The organism is Paenarthrobacter aromaticivorans (assembly GCF_019038615.1).
GTDB lineage: Bacteria > Actinomycetota > Actinomycetes > Actinomycetales > Micrococcaceae > Arthrobacter > Arthrobacter aromaticivorans.
Genome location: NZ_JAHOPC010000003.1, coordinates 298725 through 318159 on the forward strand (window position 1 = coordinate 298725; position 19435 = coordinate 318159).

Genomic DNA, 19435 nt, shown 5'->3' on the forward strand with positions numbered 1-19435 from the left:
GAATATCTTTATTCCGAGTTGATAAGCGCTGGATCACGGACAGGCAGAACACGGCCGTGGACAGCATCCAGGCGGCGGTTCAGGGGGCCGCCGAGGTAATTGGTGCAAGGACCAGTCCTAAGGACGGGAACATGAGCAAGACAGCCCTCTGTGTGGGGATCAACAAGTTCAAGTATTTACCCGAATCGAGCTGGCTTCACGGTTGCGTTAATGACGCTGAAGACCTGGCCGCCCTCCTTGGGGCGCAGTACGGTTTCGCTTCCTCCAGCATCAAGGTCCTAAGGGATGCCAAGGCCACCAAAAAGTCCGTAATGGCCGAACTCAACAAGTTGGTCGACAGCGCGGTGGAGGGAGCGTCCAACCATATTGTCTTCACCTTCTCCAGCCATGGCACGCAGATACCCGATACCAGCGGCGATGAGGTGGATCGGCTGGACGAGGCCTTTGCCTGCTATGACATCAACAACGCCGGCGACTCCTGGGACCCGGAGACAGTGATCAGTGACGACGAGTTGGCCACGCTCTTCGGGCGTCTGCCGGAGGGTGTCCTCATGGACGTCGTCCTGGACACCTGCCACAGCGGCACTGGACTGAAGTCCCTGGACCTCTTGCCGGGCAGACGCCCGCGTTTCCTGCCTGCCCCAACACCCCGGGCCGCGATCGCGAACGAGTTCAGCGACGCCCGCACCCTTCGCGATTTGGTGAAATCAGCCACACTGTCCAAGCCTGTGCTGATGGCAGCCTGCCGATCTGACCAGACTGCTGCGGACGCCCTGATCGAGGGCCGCTACAACGGAGCCTTCACCTATCATTTCGTCAAGGCCCTGCAGGGCAACGGCACAGCAGTGCGTGCGGAAGTCCTGAAGCTGGTGAGCAAAGCGCTCAAAGGCGGCGGTTTTGATCAAATCGCCCAATTGGAAGGCACGACGGCGGCACGCAAGGCTGCCTGGGGCAGCTAACCTTCCGTTGGCGTCACCCCCGGGGCATCAGCTATCGCCCGCGCCTATGCCGCCGGGCCTATTCCCCCGTACCTATTCCCCTGTGCCGTGGAACTTGTGCCTGGCACCGGAAGATGCGGCTTCCTCGACGTCGTGCTGTTGATCGGAACCAAACAGCATCCCCTGCCGCTCCCGGTCCATTACTGGTTTGAGCGCGGCATAGACCAGGCGGCCACCGGCGTCGAATCTGAGGATTCCTCCTCCACGGACATCCACGAAATCCCGCCGCGTCTTCAAGCCAAGGCGGACATAGGCCTCCTTGCGGCTCATCCGCACCGTTTGAATGAATGATGCCCCGATTTCGGAGATGATGAAGCCGTCCGGTGACACGCGTTCGGACGTGCGCACCCGCGTGGAGCTCAGTGGAGTGCGCCGCTCCAGCCGGGCCGCGTCCAGGAGCCTCGGGTTTTCCCACACGAAGCGTTGGACTTCCTGGGGGTCTGACCCCAGGGCCGACAGTCGGATGGGATAGCGAAGCCCCTGGTAGTTATCCACCCCGCTGATGTTGTTCAGCGACACCCGGCGGATCCCTATGGCAGAGAATTCCGTTTGGAGGGCGTCCCGATAGCCGTAGGTGTCTTCCGGGACCATGTCCAGGTCTGCGGCAATGATGCCACGTAGGAGATCCCGCCAAGTAACGTCCACGGGTGGCATATAGGAAAGGCCCCTGATCACCATGCGCAGGACCCTCATAGCCACAATGGAACCGGATTCGGCTTTCTGCTGAAGGCTTTGGTTGTCCCCAAAACGGGCGTTTCTTTCCGACCACAACCGCTGGACGGCCCTGAGTACTGCCCCGACCACCACAGCTCCGCGGGCGTGCGGGTCCGGCATGGTTTGCCAACCCTCAGGAACGGCGCCAACAAATGGTTCCCTCAACGGACCACGGGCGAAAAGGTCCCTCGCAAAGTCAAAGAGGGACCTTATCAGGATCGCGTCGTCCACCACCTGCCCTGCCTCAAACCCTTCCCCGGCAGCTTCAAGTTGCCGGAAGACCACCTCACGGGATGAAAACACCGACAGTATGGCCACCAGGTCTGCCAGTGCCTCGTGCATGGCAAGTTGCTCCATGGTGGCCAGCTGGTCCGCCCACGCAGGCCGGAAGCCGTCCAGGATCGCGTGGGTGACTTCGTGGGCAACAATGTCCCTGAACAGCGCAGTGGGTACTTTGTAGCCCATGCGGTCCACGGAGCCGAAGCGTATGGTGTTGGTACCGCGCTCATATCCGGTATCGATGGCTGTGACACGATCCCTTGCCTTCAGGACCACCCGCCCCTCCGGATTCCAGGGCATTCGCCGGCCGAGCGTGGATTCGAAGATCTCCAGGGTGCTCATGGCCACGCCGTAGACGTGCTGGGCGAGGAAACGGGTATCGTCCAGGAGTTCGCGGAGGTCCGTGGGCGGAGCTTCTGAAACCAGTTGCCAGGGGTCGCCTTGGCGAGTCAGGGTTACTGGAGACACATTGGTGCCGCGCCACTTCCGGATGTGGATCGCGTAGCGGTGTCCAGTGGGGCCACGCCGGAGCCGCTCTACGGGTATCCGTACCTGGGCTGTCAGCGGTGGAGCCCCGCCGCTGCCTATCGGCCCCTCTGCAAGGACCGTCACGGAGACCATCTGCCCTGCTTTGATGTCTCCCGGGCTCTTCTTTGGAAATGCCACAGCCATCGCCATCTTCGAATGCGGACCCCAACACACCGCAGCGGTTGCGCTGCTTAGGCCAGTATGGGGGCCCTCAAACTCGGAGGCAATAATCCGGTGACAGCTAAAGAACTGCCCTCTGCAGGGAACGTGCGGCGTCGATGGTTGCCTGTCCCAGTACCCGGGTGCCCTGATACAGCACGACGGTCTGGCCAGGCGCCACTCCCCGTAGCGGTTCGGTCAGGGTGACCACGAGTTCGGCCCGCTCAACACCCTCTTCATCGGCAACCGGCTCAATGTGTGCACGGGCCGGAACGGGATCACCATGTGCCCGCACCTGGGCGTGGCACTCGAATTCTGCACCCGTATCAACCTCGGAGATGGGCAGGCCAGCCCATGACACCTTGATGCCGCGGATTTCATCGATGGCAAGGAGCGCTTCCGGCCCCACAACCACCTTGTTTTCCTTCGGACGGATTTCCAGGACAAACCGGGGCTTACCATCGGAAGCCGGCGTGCCCAGCTTCAGTCCCCGGCGCTGGCCGACGGTGAAGGCGTTGGCACCAGGGTGCTCGCCTACCTTCGTGCCGGTTTCGTCCACGATGTCGCCAGTTGTCATTTCGATTTTCTCGGCCAGCCAACCACGCGTATCTCCATCGGAGATGAAGCAAATATCGTGGCTATCCGGCTTGTTTGCCACCGACAAACCCCGCCTTTCGGCCTCAGCCCTTACCTCGGCCTTGGAAGGAGTGTCCGCAAGCGGGAACATGGAGTGCTTAAGCTGCTCATGGGTCAGTACGCCCAGGACATAGCTTTGGTCCTTGGCCCAGTCCGCCGCCCGATGCAGTTCACGGTTGCCGTCGGCGTCTTCGATGACTTTGGCGTAGTGCCCGGTGCATACAGCGTCAAACCCCAGGGCAATGGCCTTTTCCAGCAAGGCAGCAAACTTGATGCGCTCGTTGCAACGCATGCACGGATTCGGGGTGCGTCCTGCAGCATATTCGTCGATGAAGTCCTGGACGACATCTTCCTTGAAGCGTTCGGAGAAGTCCCAAACATAGTAGGGAATCCCTAGGACATCACAGGCGCGCCATGCATCGCGGGAGTCTTCGATGGTGCAGCAGCCCCGGCTTCCGGTGCGAAGGGTGCCGGGCATGCGCGACAACGCAAGGTGGACTCCGACGACGTCGTGTCCGGCCTCGACGGCGCGGGCGGCGGCCACGGCGGAGTCGACTCCGCCGCTCATTGCTGCAAGTACTCGCATGCTGGCTTTCCGTGGTTTAGGGGTTTTGCTATTGAATCCGGCTGAGGCGAGCCGGCACGCCCAACTATTCTAGCTCCCGCACCAATGTGCGCGCTAAATCCCTTGACTGGCCATAGGACGAAATCTAAAGTCAAAGTAAGTTGTTTTAGAAAGGCAAAGACAAAAGGTGGGCTGAAATGACGCATGAACGAATGCTCATCGCCGGCGGCGGCCTGGCCGGTGCAACCGCAGCAAAAACCCTTCGCTCAGAAGGCTTTGCTGGACCCGTTACCCTCCTGGCATCCGAGGAGCGGATCCCTTACCTTCGGCCGCCCCTGTCCAAGGAGTTCCTTCTGGGCAAGGCCGACGAAGATAGCGTTCCGGTGGTGCCAGCCGGCTGGTACGAAGAAAACGACGTCGAACTGCTTTTGGGCAACCCTGCAATGGGCATCGATGCCGGGAACCGAACCGTAACCCTTCAGGACGGCCGGACCCTTGACTACGCCAAACTGCTGATAGCCACCGGGGCGCAACCCCGGCGCATCCCGCTTCCCGGCATTGACCTGGAGGGCGTGATGACTTTCAGGACCTTTGAGGACAGCCTGCGCCTGCAGTCCCTGCTCAGGGACGGAGGCAAGCATGTGGTCATGGTGGGTTCCGGGTGGATCGGCATGGAGCTGGCCGCGGCTGCCCGCAGTTACGGCAATGATGTGGTCCTGCTCGGCTTGGAAGAGATTCCACTTAGTGCCGCCATCGGCCCTGAACTGGGCAACTACTTCCGGGCACTCCACGAAGAGAACGGCGTCAGCTTCAGGCTACCTGCGAGCGCTTCTGCCATCGAGGGGAATGATGGCCATGTCTCCGGAGTCCGAACCAACGCGGGAGAAGTCCTACCCGCGGATATCGTCATCATTGCAGTGGGGGTGGTGCCCGACACATCGTTGGCAGAAACAGCAGGGCTAAGCCTGGACAACGGAGTCCTGGTGGATTCCGCTCTTCGCAGCAGCGCCCCGGACATCCTGGCAGCAGGTGACGTTGCCAACGCCCTGCATCCCTTCACCGGCGAGCACCATCGCAGTGAGCATTGGGCGAATGCACTCAATGGCGGCAAAGTGGCCGCAAAGACGATGCTGGACCAAAATGCCGCCCTGGATGTTGTGCCGTATTTCTATACGGATCAGTTCACGCTCAGCATGGAGTACTCGGGTTTCCCTTCGCTGACCTCCGGGGTGGAGCCCGTGATTCGCGGCTCGCTCGATGACGGCAGTTTCATCGCGTTCTGGATGCGCGATGGCCAGAAGGAGCAGGGCGAAGTGGTGGCCGGAATGAGCGTGAATATGCGCCGCGTGCAGAAGCCCATCAAGGCGCTGATTTCCGGCCGGGTGCCCGTAGACATAACCCGTCTGACAGATGCCGACGTTCCCCTTGAGGAACTGTTGCCCCACGAGTGAAACCCGGCGCTAAAACTCCGTTGGCCCTCGCCGCGCCACCGTTGCCGCTGTCTGGATGCTGGATTCATGACCGGCCATGCCTGCTTGCCGAGCCCGCGAACAGGCCTCCGGCAGCGCCTTAAGCAGTGCCTCAACATCGGCTTCTGTTGAGCTGTGCCCCAGCGTGAAACGTTGAGCACCACGGGCAGTGTCTTCATCCAGCCCCATGGCCAGGAGGACGTGGGAGGGACGGGGCACCCCCGCGGTGCAGGCCGAACCGGTAGATGACTCAACGCCTGCGAGGTCCAGAAGAAACAGGAGCGAATCTCCCTCGCACCCAGGAAAAGTGAAGTGGGCGTTGCCGGGCAGTCGGCCTTCCCCAGGTGCCCCACGGAGCACAGCATCAGGAACAGCCTGCCGAACCCCGGCAATGAGACGGTCGCGCAGCCCGCTGATGCGCTCGCCCTCAGCGGCCAGGCTACCTGTAACGGCCTCCGCAGCTGCCGCAAAGGCAGCAATAGCCGGAGTGTCCAGCGTTCCCGAGCGCACATCGCGCTCCTGCCCGCCGCCATGTTGAACCGGAGTCAACTTGATCGCGCGTCCGAGGAACAACGCGCCAACGCCGACGGGCCCGCCGAGTTTATGCCCCGAGACTGACATTGCAGCGAGCCCGGAAGCCCGGAAATCGACCGGAACGGAACCGAAGGCCTGGACCGCATCCGAGTGCACCGGAATCCCGTATCGGCCAGCCAGTTCCACTATCTCTGCAACGGGCTGAATGGTGCCCACTTCGTTATTGGCCCACATCACCGTGACAAGCGCAACGGAGTCGGGGTCACGTTCCAGTTCGCGCTGCACGGCATCAAGTCGCACCGCACCCTGGGCATCGACCGGCAACCACACGGCCTCGGCTCCCTCATGACGCTCAAGCCACTCCACTGTGTCCATGACCGCATGATGTTCGACGGCGGAGCACAGGATACGGGTCCGGCGGGGGTTTTCGTCATGGCGGGCCCAGAAAAGGCCCTTGACGGCCAGGTTGTCGGCCTCAGTCCCACCCGAGGTGAAAATTACCTCGGAAGGGTGGGCCCCGGCGGCCGCCGCCAACGTTTCGCGCGCATCTTCCACCGCGCGCCGTGCCCGCCGCCCGGCTCCATGGAGGGAGGACGGGTTGCCGGTCCGCGCCAGCTCGCGCGTCATGACGGCAAGGGCTTGGGCCGACATGGGGGTGGTGGCGGCGTGGTCGAGGTATACAGGCACGTTGCAATTCTACCGGCGGCGTCAGCGTCAGGTCCGGGGTCAGGTTTTTGGGCCTGGTTCCAAGCTGCCGATCCGGGCACAGCAATGGCCAGGGCCAGGTTCCGGAAGGACGTTGTCAGCACTAAGACCGGATGCGGTGGCCGCGCCCTTGAGGAACGCGCCGTTCATGGCGCAGACCACCTCCTCATGATCCTGCGAAAGCCGATGGAACGGACAGTTAAGCAGTCGGTACCCTCCCGCGTCATCAGCCATTGGCTCATAGCCGAGGTCCGCCAAAGCACCCAGGAAATCGCCGGGCCGGCCCGCTTCCTGGCCCTTGCGGCCCGCAACATCCAGCAAAGCGTCCCGCACGGGAAGTTCCCCTTTCAGGGAACGCGTGATAGCCGTAGCCATCAGATCCCCGGCGAGATCGTACTGGCGCTCAGGGACAGAGGCACCAACCTCATCCATGGCCGGGCGGTAGAGCTTGGCAGGCCGACCCGAACCAGGCCCGGCTTTGTCAGAGGACTTTCTGAACTCCACCTGCAAGACTCCGTCCTTCACCAAACGATCCAGATGGAAGGAGGCCGTGCTTCGGGGAATACCGAGGGCACGGGCCGCTTCGTCCCGACCGACCGCATCTGCGGCGCCGCGCACGTAGGCGAACAACACCCTGCGGTTGTCGTCGTCCAAGGAGGCGATCGCCGAGATCCTTTGGAGCCAAGAGTGGCGTGCAGTGGTCATACAGTCAGAATATCTCTAAAAACAAGATTCGTTGCTTAAACTTCGACTCGGATCTAAAATCAAGTTACCTATTTTTAGAAAGGAATGCGTCATGGAAGCCGCAACCACCCACATGAGCCCGAAGTCCAGCCACAGCGACCTCCGGGACCCTTCCCGGCAGGCCTTTCTCCTCCTGAGGACGGTCTTCACGATTGCCCCGATCATTTTCGGGCTCGATAAATTCAGCAACCTCCTGGTGGACTGGACTGTCTACTTGGCGCCCGCAGCCACCGCCGTGGTACCTGTTTCAGCCCAGACCTTCATGTACGGCGTGGGAGTCATCGAAATTATCGCCGGCATCCTCGTCGCCCTGCGGCCACGCTGGGGATCCCTCGTTGTCGCAGCCTGGCTGCTCGGCATCATCGTCAACCTGCTGGTGCTTGGCTCGTTCTTCGACGTAGCGCTGAGGGACTTCGGCCTGCTGGTGGGAGCACTCGCGTTGAACCGCCTGGCCACCGCGTTCAAGAAATAACTCTCAGGCTGGTGGGACCACGGCCAACCGGGACTGGACCTCAGCCCTGGCCTTGGCCAGGGTCCCGCTATCCGGACAAGCAACCGATATGTAAACAGAGGAAGCCGGGCTGCTGAAAAGCCTGGCAAGGACCACGGAAGCGACACCGCCGGAAGCCGGAGCTGATTCCAAGGCCAATAATTCCACGCTATGCTCCGGCTTGCCCGAATCCTGGCCCCACCGCAATGAGGCCGGCGTTAGCTTGTCCACAGCGATGCCTGGATCCACGTAACGGAACAGTTCCTTCGTGGACGCGGCGTCATCCCCCGGCACTACCAATGGCCCCTGGTTAACGCTGACCCGGACAACCACCGCGCACCCATCTGTCTTTGCGTACCGGGTTTCACCTTGCAAGCCGGAGTGCACAACGGACCATCCTGGCGCCTCCTCCAGGCGGCTTGACACTAATACCGGGTCTCCGGGCGCCAAAGTTCCTCCCGCGTCCAAGGGCAGGTCCCTCGCGGCGAGAGCCTCAGCATCGTGTCCGGGCGTGATGGTTGGGGTGGAAAGCGTCGACTCCGAAGGTGAAGGCTTCGGTGCTGCGGGGTCAGGCACGTTCACACTGCATCCGGCAAGCAGCGCACCCAAAGCAGCCACAGCAGGCACGACGCCCAAACCAGGTACAGCGCCCACCAACGCCCGGAACTGCCGTCGTCCAACACCCCGCGTCATTGGCGATCCTTTCTTTTGCCGGCCAGCCACGTCTGCCGCGATCGAGTCTAACCTCCCGCCACAGCGGACCGTGGCCGGCGGACCTCAGACTGGTCAAACGGCTCCGGACAGTTCAACTATGCAAGGACGCGCAGACCCCCGGGCACAACCTCGACCTCCACAGGCAACCTGCCCACGCGCTCGCCGTCGGCGTAAGCCACAACGCCTTCTGCCTCCAGCCGCACCTTCCGGACCCGGCGGATCTCCACGGCCGGATGGCCAAGGTGTTTGCCGGCGAACACCTTGGGAAACACTGCCAGGAAATTCAGCCGCGATAACGGCTTGACGATAAACAAATCCAGCCACCCGTCGTCGGGTAAAGCATCGGGCGTTATTCTCATCCCGCCGCCGATCGATTGGCCGTTCGCCACGGAAATCAGCAACGCCGGTTGGCGCCACTGCCCGCCGTCGGCCGTCACTGTGTATTCGATACGCCGGAAGGAACCGAGTTCCCGGAGCATCGCCAGGTTGTAACGGCTCTTTCCCTTGGGCCAACGCCACGAGTTCGCCCTCTCATTGACGGCAGCGTCAAATCCAGCAGACAGGACCCCCGCAAAATAGCTGCTTCGGCCGCCTGCGGTGACGCGTCCGGCGTCGATCTTCCGCCCGCCCGATGGCATTGACGCCAGCAAACGATCGCACGCCGCCTTCGTGTCCGTGAGTGGCAAGCCCAGCAATCTGGCAACATCATTGCCAGTGCCAGCGGGAACAATTCCCAGGGGAACGTCCTTTCCGGCGAGCGCATTGACACCCAAATGGACCATGCCGTCCCCGCCCACCACAACCAGCGCACTGATGCCTGCAGTTATGGCCTCATCAACCAGGGTTCGGAGGTCGTCATAGCTTCCTGCTTCCAGCACGACGACGTCACAACCGCCAGCGCGAAGGGAGGCTGCCGCCTCGTCCCCGGCGAGGCCGCGACGGCCGAACGATGCTGTTGGATTTATGGCAAGGGCGATCTTCTCCGCCGAGTGCGTGGGATTCTTGGGCGCCGGAGGATTCACCTGCTGAATTATGCCAGCCGGGAACCACCGCGCCCGCTGCCGACGTTCTCATAGTGGCTGGATAAACTGGCCATACCGCCCCGCGAGTGGAGCGGACCACCATCCTAGAGAAGGGCCTGTGCTTGGCCGAGGGCAGCAGTTCCCACTATCAGGTTCTTCGCGTGTCCGTCACTGCGACTGACAAGGAGATCAAGGTGGCCTATCGGAAGGCCGCCCGGATGGCCCACCCCGATCACGGCGGCGAGGCCGAAATGTTCCGTCGCGTAACGCTCGCGTATGAGACCCTGATTGATCCGAAGCGGCGGGCCGAGTATGACCGCAGGTATGCCAGCGGCGCTTCCGGACGCAGCCAACCGCGTCCGGGAGACTATACGGGTGCATCTGCGCCCGGTCCGGCCACCAGTGCCGGGGTCAGGCGTCCGCAGGCCCAGCGCAACACGGCAGGCGATCCGCCCGTTTACGTTCCGGCCTTTGATGACCCGCTGGAGGTTCCGCTCATTTCAAAAGCGGAAGCCGCCCAACAGGTCCATGGATTGCCGCGAAAACGTGGCATATTCGGTGCCGAAGCGCGCATCCAGCGCGAGATGCGTACGGTTCAGCTCATCAGCAGGCAGGTCCTGCCCGCCATCCCCGCCGCAAGGCTCATCAATGGGCTCCGCTCCCCCTCTGACAACAACCACATCGACCACGCGGTGCTTTCCGGCTACCGGCTGGCGTTGGTTGGTTCCATGCTGTTGCCCAAGGGCGCCTACGCGTGGGACGGCAATTCGCTGCGCCACGGCGGCCGGTCTGTGGCTCCGCCGCAACTGGCCCACATTGTCCGCCACATGCAGGACCTCTTCCCTGAGTTGAACGTCACCGGCTGGGTGGTCCTGCACAGTCCTGACGGCAACCTGCACGAACCGGTCATTGACCAGTACGGCAAAGGACAGTCCAGCCATAACGCGGTTGAGATGGTCAATGGTGCAGGATTGGTCCGCGGTTTGAAGCAGTTCGTTGCTTCAGGACCAGCACCCAACACGGTGGTGGTTCCAGTTCTTGCCCGCTTGCTCCGCGGCATGCACTGACATCTTGCTTTCGCCGGCACTGGGTGGCTCAGAATGAAGCCAACGCAATGGGACTGGCTGGGACGGGACTGGCTAGGATGGGACGGTGTTCCGCATCCTCTTCCACACTCCAGAAATCCCGGGCAATACGGGCAACGCCATTCGTTTGGCCGCCATCACCGGCGCCGAACTCCATCTGGTGGAGCCTCTGGGCTTTGACTTTTCCGATGCCAAGCTGCGCCGGGCGGGCCTGGACTACCACGATCTCGCCGTCGTCACGGTCCATAAGGACATCAACGCGGCATGGGCAGCCCTGCAGCCTGAGCGTGTGTTTGCGTTTACGTCCGACGGCGAAACGTCCTACACGGATATCAACTACCGTGAGGGTGACGTACTGATGTTCGGCCCTGAATCTGTCGGGCTCCCGGATTGGCTGAAGAAGGATTCGCACGTCACTGCCCGGGTGCGGCTCCCGATGCGGCCTTCCCTGCGTTCACTGAACCTGGCAAACGCCGCGTCCATCGCCGTTTTCGAGGCGTGGCGCCAGAACGGATTTGCCGGCGCCAAGGTGTAGCCCATCCACGGCGCCCGCAGCTGCGAATAACCTATGCAGGATGAATTCCTGCTTTGGACATTCGATGAGGGAGCCACATGAGCGCACTCGAGGCCAGGGTAGTGACGGCAAGCTGCACCGCCGCGCCACTCCCTCGTGCTGCCCGTTTCAAACCGCACGACTTATGCTGGACAGTGATGGACACCCCCAACAATCCCGGTCCCCCGGTCGTCGAGACTTCCGGGACCGCGAAAGACCTGAACCCGCAGCTCGCGGGACTGCTTGAGTTGGTTGCAGCTGGCGACCAAGAGGCCTTTGCCGAGTTCTACCGATTGACGTCCAAACGCGTCTTCGGCATGGCCAGGCGCGTCCTGGTCGATTCCGAACTGAGTGAGGATGCCACCCAGGAAGTCTTCATCCAGGTCTGGCAAGGCGCCGCAAAATTCGACCCCGCGGCCGGCAGCCCCCTGGCTTGGCTGATGACCATCGCGCACCGCCGGGCCATCGATCGCGTCCGTGCCGTCCAGGCGGCCACAGACCGCGAAGCCCGATACGGGGCGGCGAGCCAGGAACTTGATCGCGACGTCGTGTCCGAAGAAGCCGACACAAACTTTGAGGCCGAGGCAGTCAGCCGGTGCCTGGGCACTTTGACGGACACCCAGCGCGAGTCCGTCCGCCTTGCCTATTACGGTGGGCTCACTTACCGGGAGGTCGCTGAGCACCTCGGTGCCGCAGTTCCCACCATCAAGTCCCGCATTCGCGACGGACTCCTGCGCTTGAAGACCTGCTTGGGGGTGGGCTGAATGAGCGAGAACAACGGTGGAGGATTTGTCCGCAGAATGTTCGCCAATGACATCGCAACCGACTTGGCCGAGGGCCGTGTCCTCGAACTCGCGGAAATCTATGCCTTGGACGCCGTCACTGAATCCGAACGGGCACTGATTGACGAATACGTCAAGGACGCTCCGGAAGGTCCAGCGTTCCAGGAGCGGGTCCGGCAGGCCCGCGAGACCCTGGTGGTGGGTTTCACTCCTGAAGAAGAACCGCCCCCTGCCGTCTTCGCCAACATTATGGACCGGATCAACCGGGAATCTGCCATGGACTCCGCCGCCAGGACCGGCATTAATGTAGAGGCGGAGCCAATCCTCGACGAACTGGCCCGCGCCAGGACCAAGCGCGGAGAACGCCGCCTCGGGCGGGGACGCGCATGGCTGGTTGGCGCAGCGGCTGCTGCCGTCATCGCTTTGGGTGGCGTAGGTGTCGGCGTGTACGTTGCCGGCCAGAACGATCCCGTGAACCAGGTCCTGCAGGCCCAGGATGTCCAAAAGAAGACGGCTCAGGTTCCCGGCGGCGGGACGGCTACAATTTCAGCTTCCTCCACCAAGGACTCCTTTGTGGTGCTGATGGACGGCGTAGCCCCGGCCCCCGACGGTAAGGTCTACCAGTTGTGGACGTTGCCGAAGGATGGGTCAGCCCCCGTGCCGCAGGGCACTATGGACGCCGAGACGTTGTCCAAGCCGGCAGTGGTGAAGGGATTGTCCTCAGCTTCGTCGGTAGCCATTACGGTGGAGCCCGCTGGCGGATCAAGCTCACCCACGCAGCCGCCTGTGTTGGTGGTTCCGCTGAGCGCCTGATGTCAGCCAAGCCTTTCTTCAACGGTTAAGGTCCGACGGCGGCCGTCCCACCAAGGTGGGGCGGCCGCCGTCGTTCTTGCCTGCAGTTGACCGGCAGCTACAACACGAGCGACAACAGCATCACGAAGCCGAACCCAACCAGGGACATCAATGTCTCCATCACAGACCAGGTCTTGAAGGTCTGCCCGACTGTTAGGCCGAAGAGCTCCTTGACCAGCCAGAAACCGGCATCATTCACGTGCGAAAGGAACAATGAGCCTGCACCGATCGCCAAGGCGAGCAGTGCCGCGTGGGTTGGGGTCAAGCTGCTGGCCAGGGGCGCGACAATGCCGGCGGCAGTCACGGTTGCAACGGTTGCCGAGCCTGTGGCGAGGCGGAGCGCCACCGCCACAATAAAGCCCAGCACGAGGACGGACATGTTGGCCCCTTCCGCCCACTTCTTGACGGCGTCGCCCACGCCGGCACCAATCAATGTCTGCTTGAAACCACCGCCAGCTCCAACAATCAGAAGGATTGCTGCGATCGGGCCCAGGCTGTCGCCCAGCTTGGCAGTGATCTTGCTGCCCGTGAATCCCACTGCGTACCCGAAGCTCACAATGGCAGCGAGTACGGCCAGTGTCATGGCCACCAGGGGCTGGCCCACGAAATCGAAGAAGATCCTGATCATCGGAGCGGTTGCGGCGTCCGGCCAGATGATGTCACCCAAAGCCTTGAGCAGCATGAGGACTACCGGGAAAATAATGGTCAGCAGCGTCACCAGGAACGAGGGCTGGCGCTTGACGTCGCTGAGGTCAGCGCGGTGCTGGGTGTCGATGCCACCCGCCACGGCGGGAGCGTCCACCGGGACCCAACGCGCAGCCAGCCGGGAGAAAAGCGGCCCACAAATGATGACCGTGGGAATGGCCACGAGAATGCCCAGGCCCAGTGTTGTTCCCAATTCGGCTTTCACAGCGCTGATGGCAATCAGCGGTCCCGGGTGCGGGGGCACCAAGCCATGGAGCACTGAAAGGCCCGCCAAAGCCGGGATCGCGATGCGCATGAGCTTCATCCCGGATCTCTGCGTCACGAGGACAATCACGGGAAGCAGGAGCACAAGACCGATCTCGAAGAACATCGGCAGGCCAATGATCACTGCCACGAGCGTGATCATCCAGACGATCTTGTTGCCGGTGGCTTTGGCCAACAAGGTGTCCACTACCCGGTTGGCTCCACCGGAGTCCGCAAGCAACTTGCCAAGCATTGCGCCCAAGGCAATCAGCAGGCCGACTTCCTTGAGGACGCCGCCAACTCCGTCCTCAAAGTTGGTAATGACCTTGCCCAGTTCCACGCCCGAGGCGAGGCCGACAAACGCCGAGCCCAGCACCAGCGCCAGGAATGGGTGGAGTTTCAGCTTTGCGATCAGAACCACGATCAGTGCAATGCCCACGGCTGCCACCACAAGAAGCTGGGTGTCGTGCCCGGTCCACTCCTGTACCTGCGTGGCAGTTTCCACGGCGATCACGTGGCGCTCGCTTCGGAACCTGCACCCACGGGGCGCAAGCCGAGCCGCTCGATGACTTCGTCCGCTTCCTCAGCGGGCGATGCTGAAACACACAGCGAGATATAGTTCTCGTCTTCCGTGGGTTCCTCGAGTGCTTCAAACTGGGACTCCAGGAGCGACGGCGGCATGAAGTGGCCGTGCCGCGACGCGAGCCGGTCCGAGATCTTGTCTTTGCTCCCTTGCAGGAAAACAAAGACAACCCCTTCGCCCCGGAGTACGTCGCGGTACTTCTTCTTCAATGCCGAGCACGTGATGATGGCCGGCGTACCGGCATCGGTGTGTTCCCGGATCCAGTCGGCAATGATGCCAAGCCAAGGCCACCGGTCCTCATCGCTGAGTGCCTGGCCCGAGTGCATCTTGGCCACATTCGCTTCCGGATGGAGGTCGTCGCCTTCGGCGAGATCCCATCCAAGCTTTCCGGCCAGTACGCCGGCTACTGTCGACTTGCCCGAACCGGAGACTCCCATAATCACCAGTACGGGTTGCTGTGCAGTCTTCGCCATCAAAGTCTGCCTTCCTCGAATAAATATGATTTAACCGAGGTCCAGCATATGACACGGGTTACATATCGGCAATGTCAGAAGCCGGCGATAGTACTGGATCCGTTGACGGACACCACGTGGAAACTCTCAGCACTGGTCCCGGCAGGAAGCCCTGCACGCGCACCATTGGCCATCAACATGCCACGGACCACGCGCTCCATCCCCTCGATGTCCGGGTGCTGGCTCGCGTGGATGCGGATCGCATCGAGCTTGGCATCAACATGCTTGGTGACGTCCACGAAATGGTTCTCACGGTCCGCTGGACTGGAGATAAACCAGAGCCAGGGCAGTTTGTAGGCCGCGAGTCCGGCCTCAGCCAACTCAGGGTACGCAAAGGGATTCTCCACAGCGGGATATACCGCCCTGGTCACGGCTTCCCCGGCTGCGAGGTGGTCGGGGTGGCTCTTCTGAAGGCGGTCCCAGTTCCGTTCCGGGTGCATGGTCAACACGATGTCCGGGCGGATTTCCCGAATGAGCTTCACAACCTGCTTGATGACGTTGTGTGTCGGCTCGAGGTAGCCGTCGTGTTCGTGCAGGTACCGGATGTCGTCGACTCCCACCAACTCGGCTGCGCGTTGCTGTTCGGTGGCACGGAGTTCGATAATGCGTTCCCGGTCAACGGGATCAAACCCGCCGGCGTCGCCGTCAGTCATGATGCAGTAGGTGACCTGAACGCCCGCAGCAGTCCAGGCAGCTATGGTTCCTGCAGCTCCAAAGTCGATGTCGTCAGGATGGGCAGTAAAACAAAGCACCCGCTCAACACGCTCCGTGGAGGCGTTGAACGGGCTCTTTGCTGACGGAACGCCAGAAGTCAAAGGGATCAGCCTTTCCGCTTTTTGATCTCAGCTGTTGCCTGCGGCACGACTTTGAACAGATCGCCGATGATGCCGAAGTCCGCGATCTCAAAGACAGGAGACTCTGCATCCTTGTTGATGGCCACAATGACCTTGGATGTCTGCATTCCAGCCTTTTGTTGGATTGCTCCTGAGATGCCTGCCGAAATATACAGCTGCGGAGAGACAGTCACACCGGTTTGGCCCACTTGCGCGTCGTGGCCAATCCAGCCAGCATCTGTTGCTGCACGGGAAGCGCCAACGGCAGCACCAAGAGCATCAGCGAGTTCTTCCAAGGGGCCAAAGTCGCCATCGACACCCCGCCCGCCGGCCACGACGATCCGGGCCTCGCTGAGGTCGGGCCGGCCACTGGCGGGCTTCTCCGTGCGGGAAGAGATCCGGGCCGCATTAGCTGCTGCGTCCGCAGGAACCTCAACCTTGGCTGTCGTGGGAGCTGTGGCTGCGCCTGCAGGCTCTGTTTCGACGATGTTCGCTTTTACCGAAAAGACCGACACTGGAGTGGTGGCCTTCGCCGTGGTGTTGTACGAACCCGCGAGAACCGACTTGTGAGCGGTGCCATCCGCATCCAGACCAACGACATCCGTGATGACTCCGGCGTTCAACTTAATGCCGAGTCGTCCCGCGATCTCTTTGCCCTCGGGCGAGTTTTCGATCAGGACAGCCGTGGCGCCTGAAGCCGCCACTGCAGCCGCGAGGTACCCGGCCTTTGGCGCAACCAGGTAGTCGTCAAGGTCCTCCACCGAGGGCTGGTAGATCGTCGCCACGCCATAGGCACCCAAGGTGGCAGCGACGTCGTCGGTTAATTCACCGTTGATCGCGACGGCGGTCTCCCCCAGCTTCCGCGCAAGGGTCAGGAGCTCCAAACTGCTCTTCTTGAGCGCGGCCCCGGGGTTATCAATGAAAACAAGTGCATTAGCCATGGTTGGAGTCCTTTAGAGCAGCTTCTGTGCGGCCAGGAAGTCGACGAGCTTGATGCCGGCGTCGCCCTCGTCGGTGATGATCGTACCTGCGGTCCTGGGCGGGCGGGCAGCTGCAGACTCCACAACTGTCCACGAGCCTGCTTGGCCTACCTCGGAAGGATCGACACCGATATCGGCAAGCGACAACGAGGCAATCTTCTTCTTCTTGGCTGCCAGGATTCCCTTGAAATTGGGGTATCTCGGTTCATTGATCTGGTCTGTGACCGAGACGAGCGCCGGGAGCTGCGCTTCGACGGTTTCCGAGTGGGAGCCGGCATCGCGACGTGCCACGACGGTTCCGCCGTTAACCTCGAGGCTGGACGCAAACGTAAGCTGCGGGAGCGACAACCGCTCGGCCAGCTGGGCCGGGATGAGCGAGGTCTCGCCGTCCGTGGAAGCCATGCCGGTCAGGACCAGGTCCACCGGGCGTCCGTCTGCGGAGAGATGGCGGATGGTGGCTGCAAGCGCCAACGAGGTGGCAGCGGCGTCCGAACCAGCCAGCGCGTCATCGCTCAGGTGGACTCCGGAGTAGGCGCCAATCTGCAACGACTTCTTGACTGCGTTTACCGCACCGGAGGGTCCCATGCTGAGGGCAATGACCTCGTTGCCGGCTTTGGCCCCGCCACGCTCTTCAGCCAGCTGCAGTGCTGCCTCAAGGGCGTACTCGTCAAGTTCGGACAAGATGCTCTCATCGCGGTCAGTTGTGTTGCCGGGTCCGGTGATGTGCCGGTCGAACTGCGCGTCCGGGACGTGCTTGACCAGAACGACAATCTTCAATGTCTCTTCCACTGTCTTCGAAGCAGCCTTCCATGCTTGTGGACGGCCAACCGCAGGAGCGTGGCCGTGAATTGCCCAGCGCGTGGGCTTCCCCTAGCTAAGCATATTGCCCGCAGAAACCCGCAGAAAAACGACTGTGCGTTAACGCCTGTTTCATGAGCTACGTCAACAGAGGCACAACGCCTGCGTCAACAGGAGGGCGGGTGACACCTGTGAGGTGGCACCCGCCGTCGTCCGCTTTGCCAGCAGGTTCCTGCTGTTGGGGTTGTTACTGCTGTGCGGCGTCCAAAGTAACTTCTACTTCCTGCGACTGGCCGTTGCGCTGGATAGTTACCTTCACCTTGGCGCCGGCGGCCTGTTCGCGGACGGCCGCGGTCAACTGGTTGGGGTCAGTCACCTGGTAGTCACCGAACTTGGTGACGACGTCGCCAACCTTGATGCCGGCCTTCGCCGCGGCCGAGCCCGTTGTCACCGAGGCCACCTCTGCGCCAACCGAGAACCCCGAATCATTGTTCGTGGACGACTTCGATCGTACAGAGACACCAAACTGGCCATGGCTTGCCTTGCCGGTATCGATGATTTCCTGTGCAACGCGCTTTGCGTGATTGATCGGGATGCTGAAGCCCACACCGATGTTTCCGGTGGAGGAATCCGCTGTGCCACTGCCCGCCGAAGCAATAGCCACGTTGACGCCGATGATCTCGCCCTTGCTGTTTACCAGTGCGCCACCGGAATTGCCCGGGTTGATGGCTGCGTCTGTCTGGATCACGTTGATCGAAATCGAGCCCTCATTGGCACTGGGCTGGCTTTGGCCGCCACCTGGAGGTGCAAACTGAAAGCCCTGGTCACCGCCCTGGGAATTGTCAGTGCCTTCCTTCGGGGCGGCAGAGGAAGCGACGCTAATGGTGCGGTTGAGGGTGGAGACAATACCGTCCGTGACAGTGCCCGTTAGGCCAAGCGGCGAACCAATCGCGACGGCGGTATCGCCCACGTTGATTTTCGAGGAATCCCCGAGTGTGGCCGGCACCAAACCGGACGTATCGTCCACCTTGATAACTGCGAGGTCGGAGAGCGGATCAGTTCCAACAACCTTCGCCTTGAGAACCTTTCCGTCACTGGTGCGGACCTCGATGGCAGCATTGGATGTTGCACCATCAAGCGTGACGACGTGGGTGTTGGTCAGGATGTGGCCTTGGTCATCGATAATAATGCCGGACCCTGTTCCGCCCTCGTTTCCACTGGTTGCCTTGATGGTGACCACGCTCGGCGACGCCTTGGCTGCTGCTGCCGTGATGACGTTGACGTCGTCCTTGTTATTCACGATCACCGTGCTCGACTGGCCACCACTTGAGGCCGCCGGTGCCGGGTTGTCCAAAAGCGCGGTGCTGCCTGCCACCACACCGCCACCTACGAGGCCGGCGGCAAGGATGCTGGCAATGAGCGTTCCGATACCGAATGCCGGCTTGCGCTTGGTGCCAAGGGAGGACTGCTGGCCCGGAGCGCTGTGGAGGTTTGGGTTCCCTGGATTGCTGCCTCCGCCATAAAACGGCTGGTGCTGCGGGTAGTTGGGACGATGGCCCGGGTCTTGGTGCTGGGGACCGCCGTAGTACTGCGGCTGGCCTGTGTTTCCGTAAGGCTGGCCGGTGCTTGCCTGCTGGCCGGTGCTTCCCTGGGAACCCGGGTTGCCGTCAGGGCGTGTGTTAGTGTGCAGACCTTGGTTTGCATTGGTGTGAGGTGCCGGTTGGGCCGGCGGCTGAAAGGCCGGCAGCGGAGTCGTTGCATGCGGACCGGTTCCCTGCCCGGAGTTCCAGCCAGACTGCTGCGGCTGCTGGTGGGTGGCAGCGGAGTCAGGCCTCGCAGCGGGATCCCGCGGCTCGGACGGATCACGGTTCTCTGGTGCGGTGCCCTGCGCTGGGTTCTCCGTCATGGGTCTTCCTTTCATCCTTGTCTTCCACAACTATGGCCCTTTTTAC

At 62.0% G+C, this 19435-nt stretch carries 19 protein-coding genes; 7 read left to right on the forward strand and 12 right to left on the reverse strand.

What is annotated here, in order from left to right; translation table 11 throughout:
• Positions 1–131: 131 nt before the first annotated feature.
• Positions 132–959 carry a caspase family protein gene (locus KSW38_RS08000; RefSeq protein ID WP_216924047.1) on the forward strand — a complete coding sequence of 276 codons (828 nt, stop codon included), beginning with the start codon at positions 132–134 and terminating at the stop codon, positions 957–959.
• A 72-nt stretch (positions 960–1031) separates the two neighbouring features.
• On the opposite strand, the gene KSW38_RS08005 is transcribed toward KSW38_RS08000, so the two are convergent.
• Together KSW38_RS08005 and mnmA are read right to left on the reverse strand one after the other, a co-directional pair.
• Positions 1032–2657, reverse strand: coding sequence for a gluzincin family metallopeptidase (locus KSW38_RS08005; RefSeq protein WP_216924048.1), 1626 nt, complete (start codon positions 2655–2657; stop codon positions 1032–1034).
• A gap of 103 nt (positions 2658–2760) precedes the next feature.
• Positions 2761–3882 carry a tRNA 2-thiouridine(34) synthase MnmA gene (gene mnmA, locus KSW38_RS08010; RefSeq protein ID WP_254186251.1) on the reverse strand — a complete coding sequence of 374 codons (1122 nt, stop codon included), beginning with the start codon at positions 3880–3882 and terminating at the stop codon, positions 2761–2763.
• 194 nt (positions 3883–4076) lie between these two features.
• Between mnmA and KSW38_RS08015 the strand changes: the two genes are divergently transcribed.
• Complete coding sequence (locus tag KSW38_RS08015) at positions 4077–5330, forward strand: NAD(P)/FAD-dependent oxidoreductase (RefSeq protein WP_216924050.1); 1254 nt, start codon at positions 4077–4079, stop codon at positions 5328–5330.
• Between the two features lie 9 nt (positions 5331–5339).
• On the opposite strand, the gene KSW38_RS08020 is transcribed toward KSW38_RS08015, so the two are convergent.
• Both KSW38_RS08020 and KSW38_RS08025 read right to left on the reverse strand, forming a co-directional pair.
• Complete coding sequence (locus tag KSW38_RS08020; protein WP_216924051.1) at positions 5340–6569, reverse strand: cysteine desulfurase family protein; 1230 nt, start codon at positions 6567–6569, stop codon at positions 5340–5342.
• 39 nt (positions 6570–6608) lie between these two features.
• Entirely contained in the window at positions 6609–7292 is a 684-nt protein-coding gene (locus KSW38_RS08025; protein ID WP_216924052.1) for a helix-turn-helix transcriptional regulator, read from the reverse strand.
• A 91-nt stretch (positions 7293–7383) separates the two neighbouring features.
• Between KSW38_RS08025 and KSW38_RS08030 the strand changes: the two genes are divergently transcribed.
• A complete protein-coding gene (locus KSW38_RS08030) occupies positions 7384–7803 on the forward strand; it encodes a hypothetical protein (RefSeq protein WP_216924053.1) in 420 nt (139 codons plus the stop codon).
• Positions 7804–7806: 3 nt separating this feature from the next.
• On the opposite strand, the gene KSW38_RS08035 is transcribed toward KSW38_RS08030, so the two are convergent.
• Both KSW38_RS08035 and KSW38_RS08040 read right to left on the reverse strand, forming a co-directional pair.
• Positions 7807–8514, reverse strand: coding sequence for a hypothetical protein (locus KSW38_RS08035; RefSeq protein WP_254186209.1), 708 nt, complete (start codon positions 8512–8514; stop codon positions 7807–7809).
• A gap of 116 nt (positions 8515–8630) precedes the next feature.
• A complete protein-coding gene (locus KSW38_RS08040) occupies positions 8631–9557 on the reverse strand; it encodes a diacylglycerol/lipid kinase family protein (RefSeq protein WP_216924054.1) in 927 nt (308 codons plus the stop codon).
• Positions 9558–9679: 122 nt separating this feature from the next.
• Here KSW38_RS08040 and KSW38_RS08045 point away from each other — a divergent pair, with 122 nt between their 5' ends.
• The 4 genes from KSW38_RS08045 (at position 9680) to KSW38_RS08060 (ending at position 12790) form a co-directional block, all read left to right on the forward strand.
• Positions 9680–10624, forward strand: coding sequence for a J domain-containing protein (locus tag KSW38_RS08045; RefSeq protein ID WP_216924055.1), 945 nt, complete (start codon positions 9680–9682; stop codon positions 10622–10624).
• A gap of 85 nt (positions 10625–10709) precedes the next feature.
• Positions 10710–11177 carry a tRNA (cytidine(34)-2'-O)-methyltransferase gene (locus tag KSW38_RS08050; protein ID WP_216924056.1) on the forward strand — a complete coding sequence of 156 codons (468 nt, stop codon included), beginning with the start codon at positions 10710–10712 and terminating at the stop codon, positions 11175–11177.
• Positions 11178–11353: 176 nt separating this feature from the next.
• Positions 11354–11959, forward strand: coding sequence for an ECF RNA polymerase sigma factor SigK (gene sigK, locus KSW38_RS08055; RefSeq protein WP_254186254.1), 606 nt, complete (start codon positions 11354–11356; stop codon positions 11957–11959).
• On the forward strand, positions 11960–12790 hold the full coding sequence (locus tag KSW38_RS08060; protein ID WP_216924058.1) for an anti-sigma factor: 831 nt from the start codon (positions 11960–11962) through the stop codon (positions 12788–12790).
• Positions 12791–12887: 97 nt separating this feature from the next.
• Here the strand turns inward: KSW38_RS08060 and KSW38_RS08065 are convergent, their stop codons facing one another.
• The 6 genes from KSW38_RS08065 to KSW38_RS08090 form a co-directional block, all read right to left on the reverse strand.
• Positions 12888–14291, reverse strand: coding sequence for a GntT/GntP/DsdX family permease (locus KSW38_RS08065; protein WP_216924059.1), 1404 nt, complete (start codon positions 14289–14291; stop codon positions 12888–12890).
• Positions 14288–14833 carry a gluconokinase gene (locus KSW38_RS08070; RefSeq protein WP_216924060.1) on the reverse strand — a complete coding sequence of 182 codons (546 nt, stop codon included), beginning with the start codon at positions 14831–14833 and terminating at the stop codon, positions 14288–14290. The genes KSW38_RS08065 and KSW38_RS08070 overlap by 4 nt, the downstream gene beginning before the upstream one ends.
• A 74-nt stretch (positions 14834–14907) precedes the next feature.
• On the reverse strand, positions 14908–15687 hold the full coding sequence (locus tag KSW38_RS08075; RefSeq protein ID WP_216924061.1) for a PIG-L deacetylase family protein: 780 nt from the start codon (positions 15685–15687) through the stop codon (positions 14908–14910).
• A 5-nt stretch (positions 15688–15692) separates the two neighbouring features.
• Complete coding sequence (locus tag KSW38_RS08080; RefSeq protein ID WP_216924062.1) at positions 15693–16646, reverse strand: electron transfer flavoprotein subunit alpha/FixB family protein; 954 nt, start codon at positions 16644–16646, stop codon at positions 15693–15695.
• A gap of 12 nt (positions 16647–16658) precedes the next feature.
• Complete coding sequence (locus tag KSW38_RS08085; protein ID WP_216924063.1) at positions 16659–17462, reverse strand: electron transfer flavoprotein subunit beta/FixA family protein; 804 nt, start codon at positions 17460–17462, stop codon at positions 16659–16661.
• A 268-nt stretch (positions 17463–17730) separates the two neighbouring features.
• The gene (locus KSW38_RS08090; protein WP_216924064.1) at positions 17731–19389 is read right to left on the reverse strand and encodes a S1C family serine protease; all 1659 of its coding nucleotides are present in this window, start codon (positions 19387–19389) and stop codon (positions 17731–17733) included.
• Positions 19390–19435 lie beyond the last annotated feature (46 nt).

Excerpts from the sequence above, each read along its gene's own strand:
- KSW38_RS08000 (WP_216924047.1), top strand. The coding sequence starts at position 132 with ATGAGCAAGACAGCCCTCTGTGTGGGGATCAACAAGTTCAAGTATTTA.
- mnmA (WP_254186251.1), bottom strand. The coding sequence starts at position 3,882 with ATGAGCGGCGGAGTCGACTCCGCCGTGGCCGCCGCCCGCGCCGTCGAG.
- KSW38_RS08015 (WP_216924050.1), top strand. The coding sequence starts at position 4,077 with ATGACGCATGAACGAATGCTCATCGCCGGCGGCGGCCTGGCCGGTGCA.
- KSW38_RS08025 (WP_216924052.1), bottom strand. The coding sequence starts at position 7,292 with ATGACCACTGCACGCCACTCTTGGCTCCAAAGGATCTCGGCGATCGCC.
- KSW38_RS08030 (WP_216924053.1), top strand. The coding sequence starts at position 7,384 with ATGGAAGCCGCAACCACCCACATGAGCCCGAAGTCCAGCCACAGCGAC.
- KSW38_RS08035 (WP_254186209.1), bottom strand. The coding sequence starts at position 8,514 with ATGACGCGGGGTGTTGGACGACGGCAGTTCCGGGCGTTGGTGGGCGCT.
- sigK (WP_254186254.1), top strand. The coding sequence starts at position 11,354 with ATGGACACCCCCAACAATCCCGGTCCCCCGGTCGTCGAGACTTCCGGG.
- KSW38_RS08060 (WP_216924058.1), top strand. The coding sequence starts at position 11,960 with ATGAGCGAGAACAACGGTGGAGGATTTGTCCGCAGAATGTTCGCCAAT.
- KSW38_RS08070 (WP_216924060.1), bottom strand. The coding sequence starts at position 14,833 with ATGGCGAAGACTGCACAGCAACCCGTACTGGTGATTATGGGAGTCTCC.
- KSW38_RS08080 (WP_216924062.1), bottom strand. The coding sequence starts at position 16,646 with ATGGCTAATGCACTTGTTTTCATTGATAACCCCGGGGCCGCGCTCAAG.
- KSW38_RS08090 (WP_216924064.1), bottom strand. The coding sequence starts at position 19,389 with ATGACGGAGAACCCAGCGCAGGGCACCGCACCAGAGAACCGTGATCCG.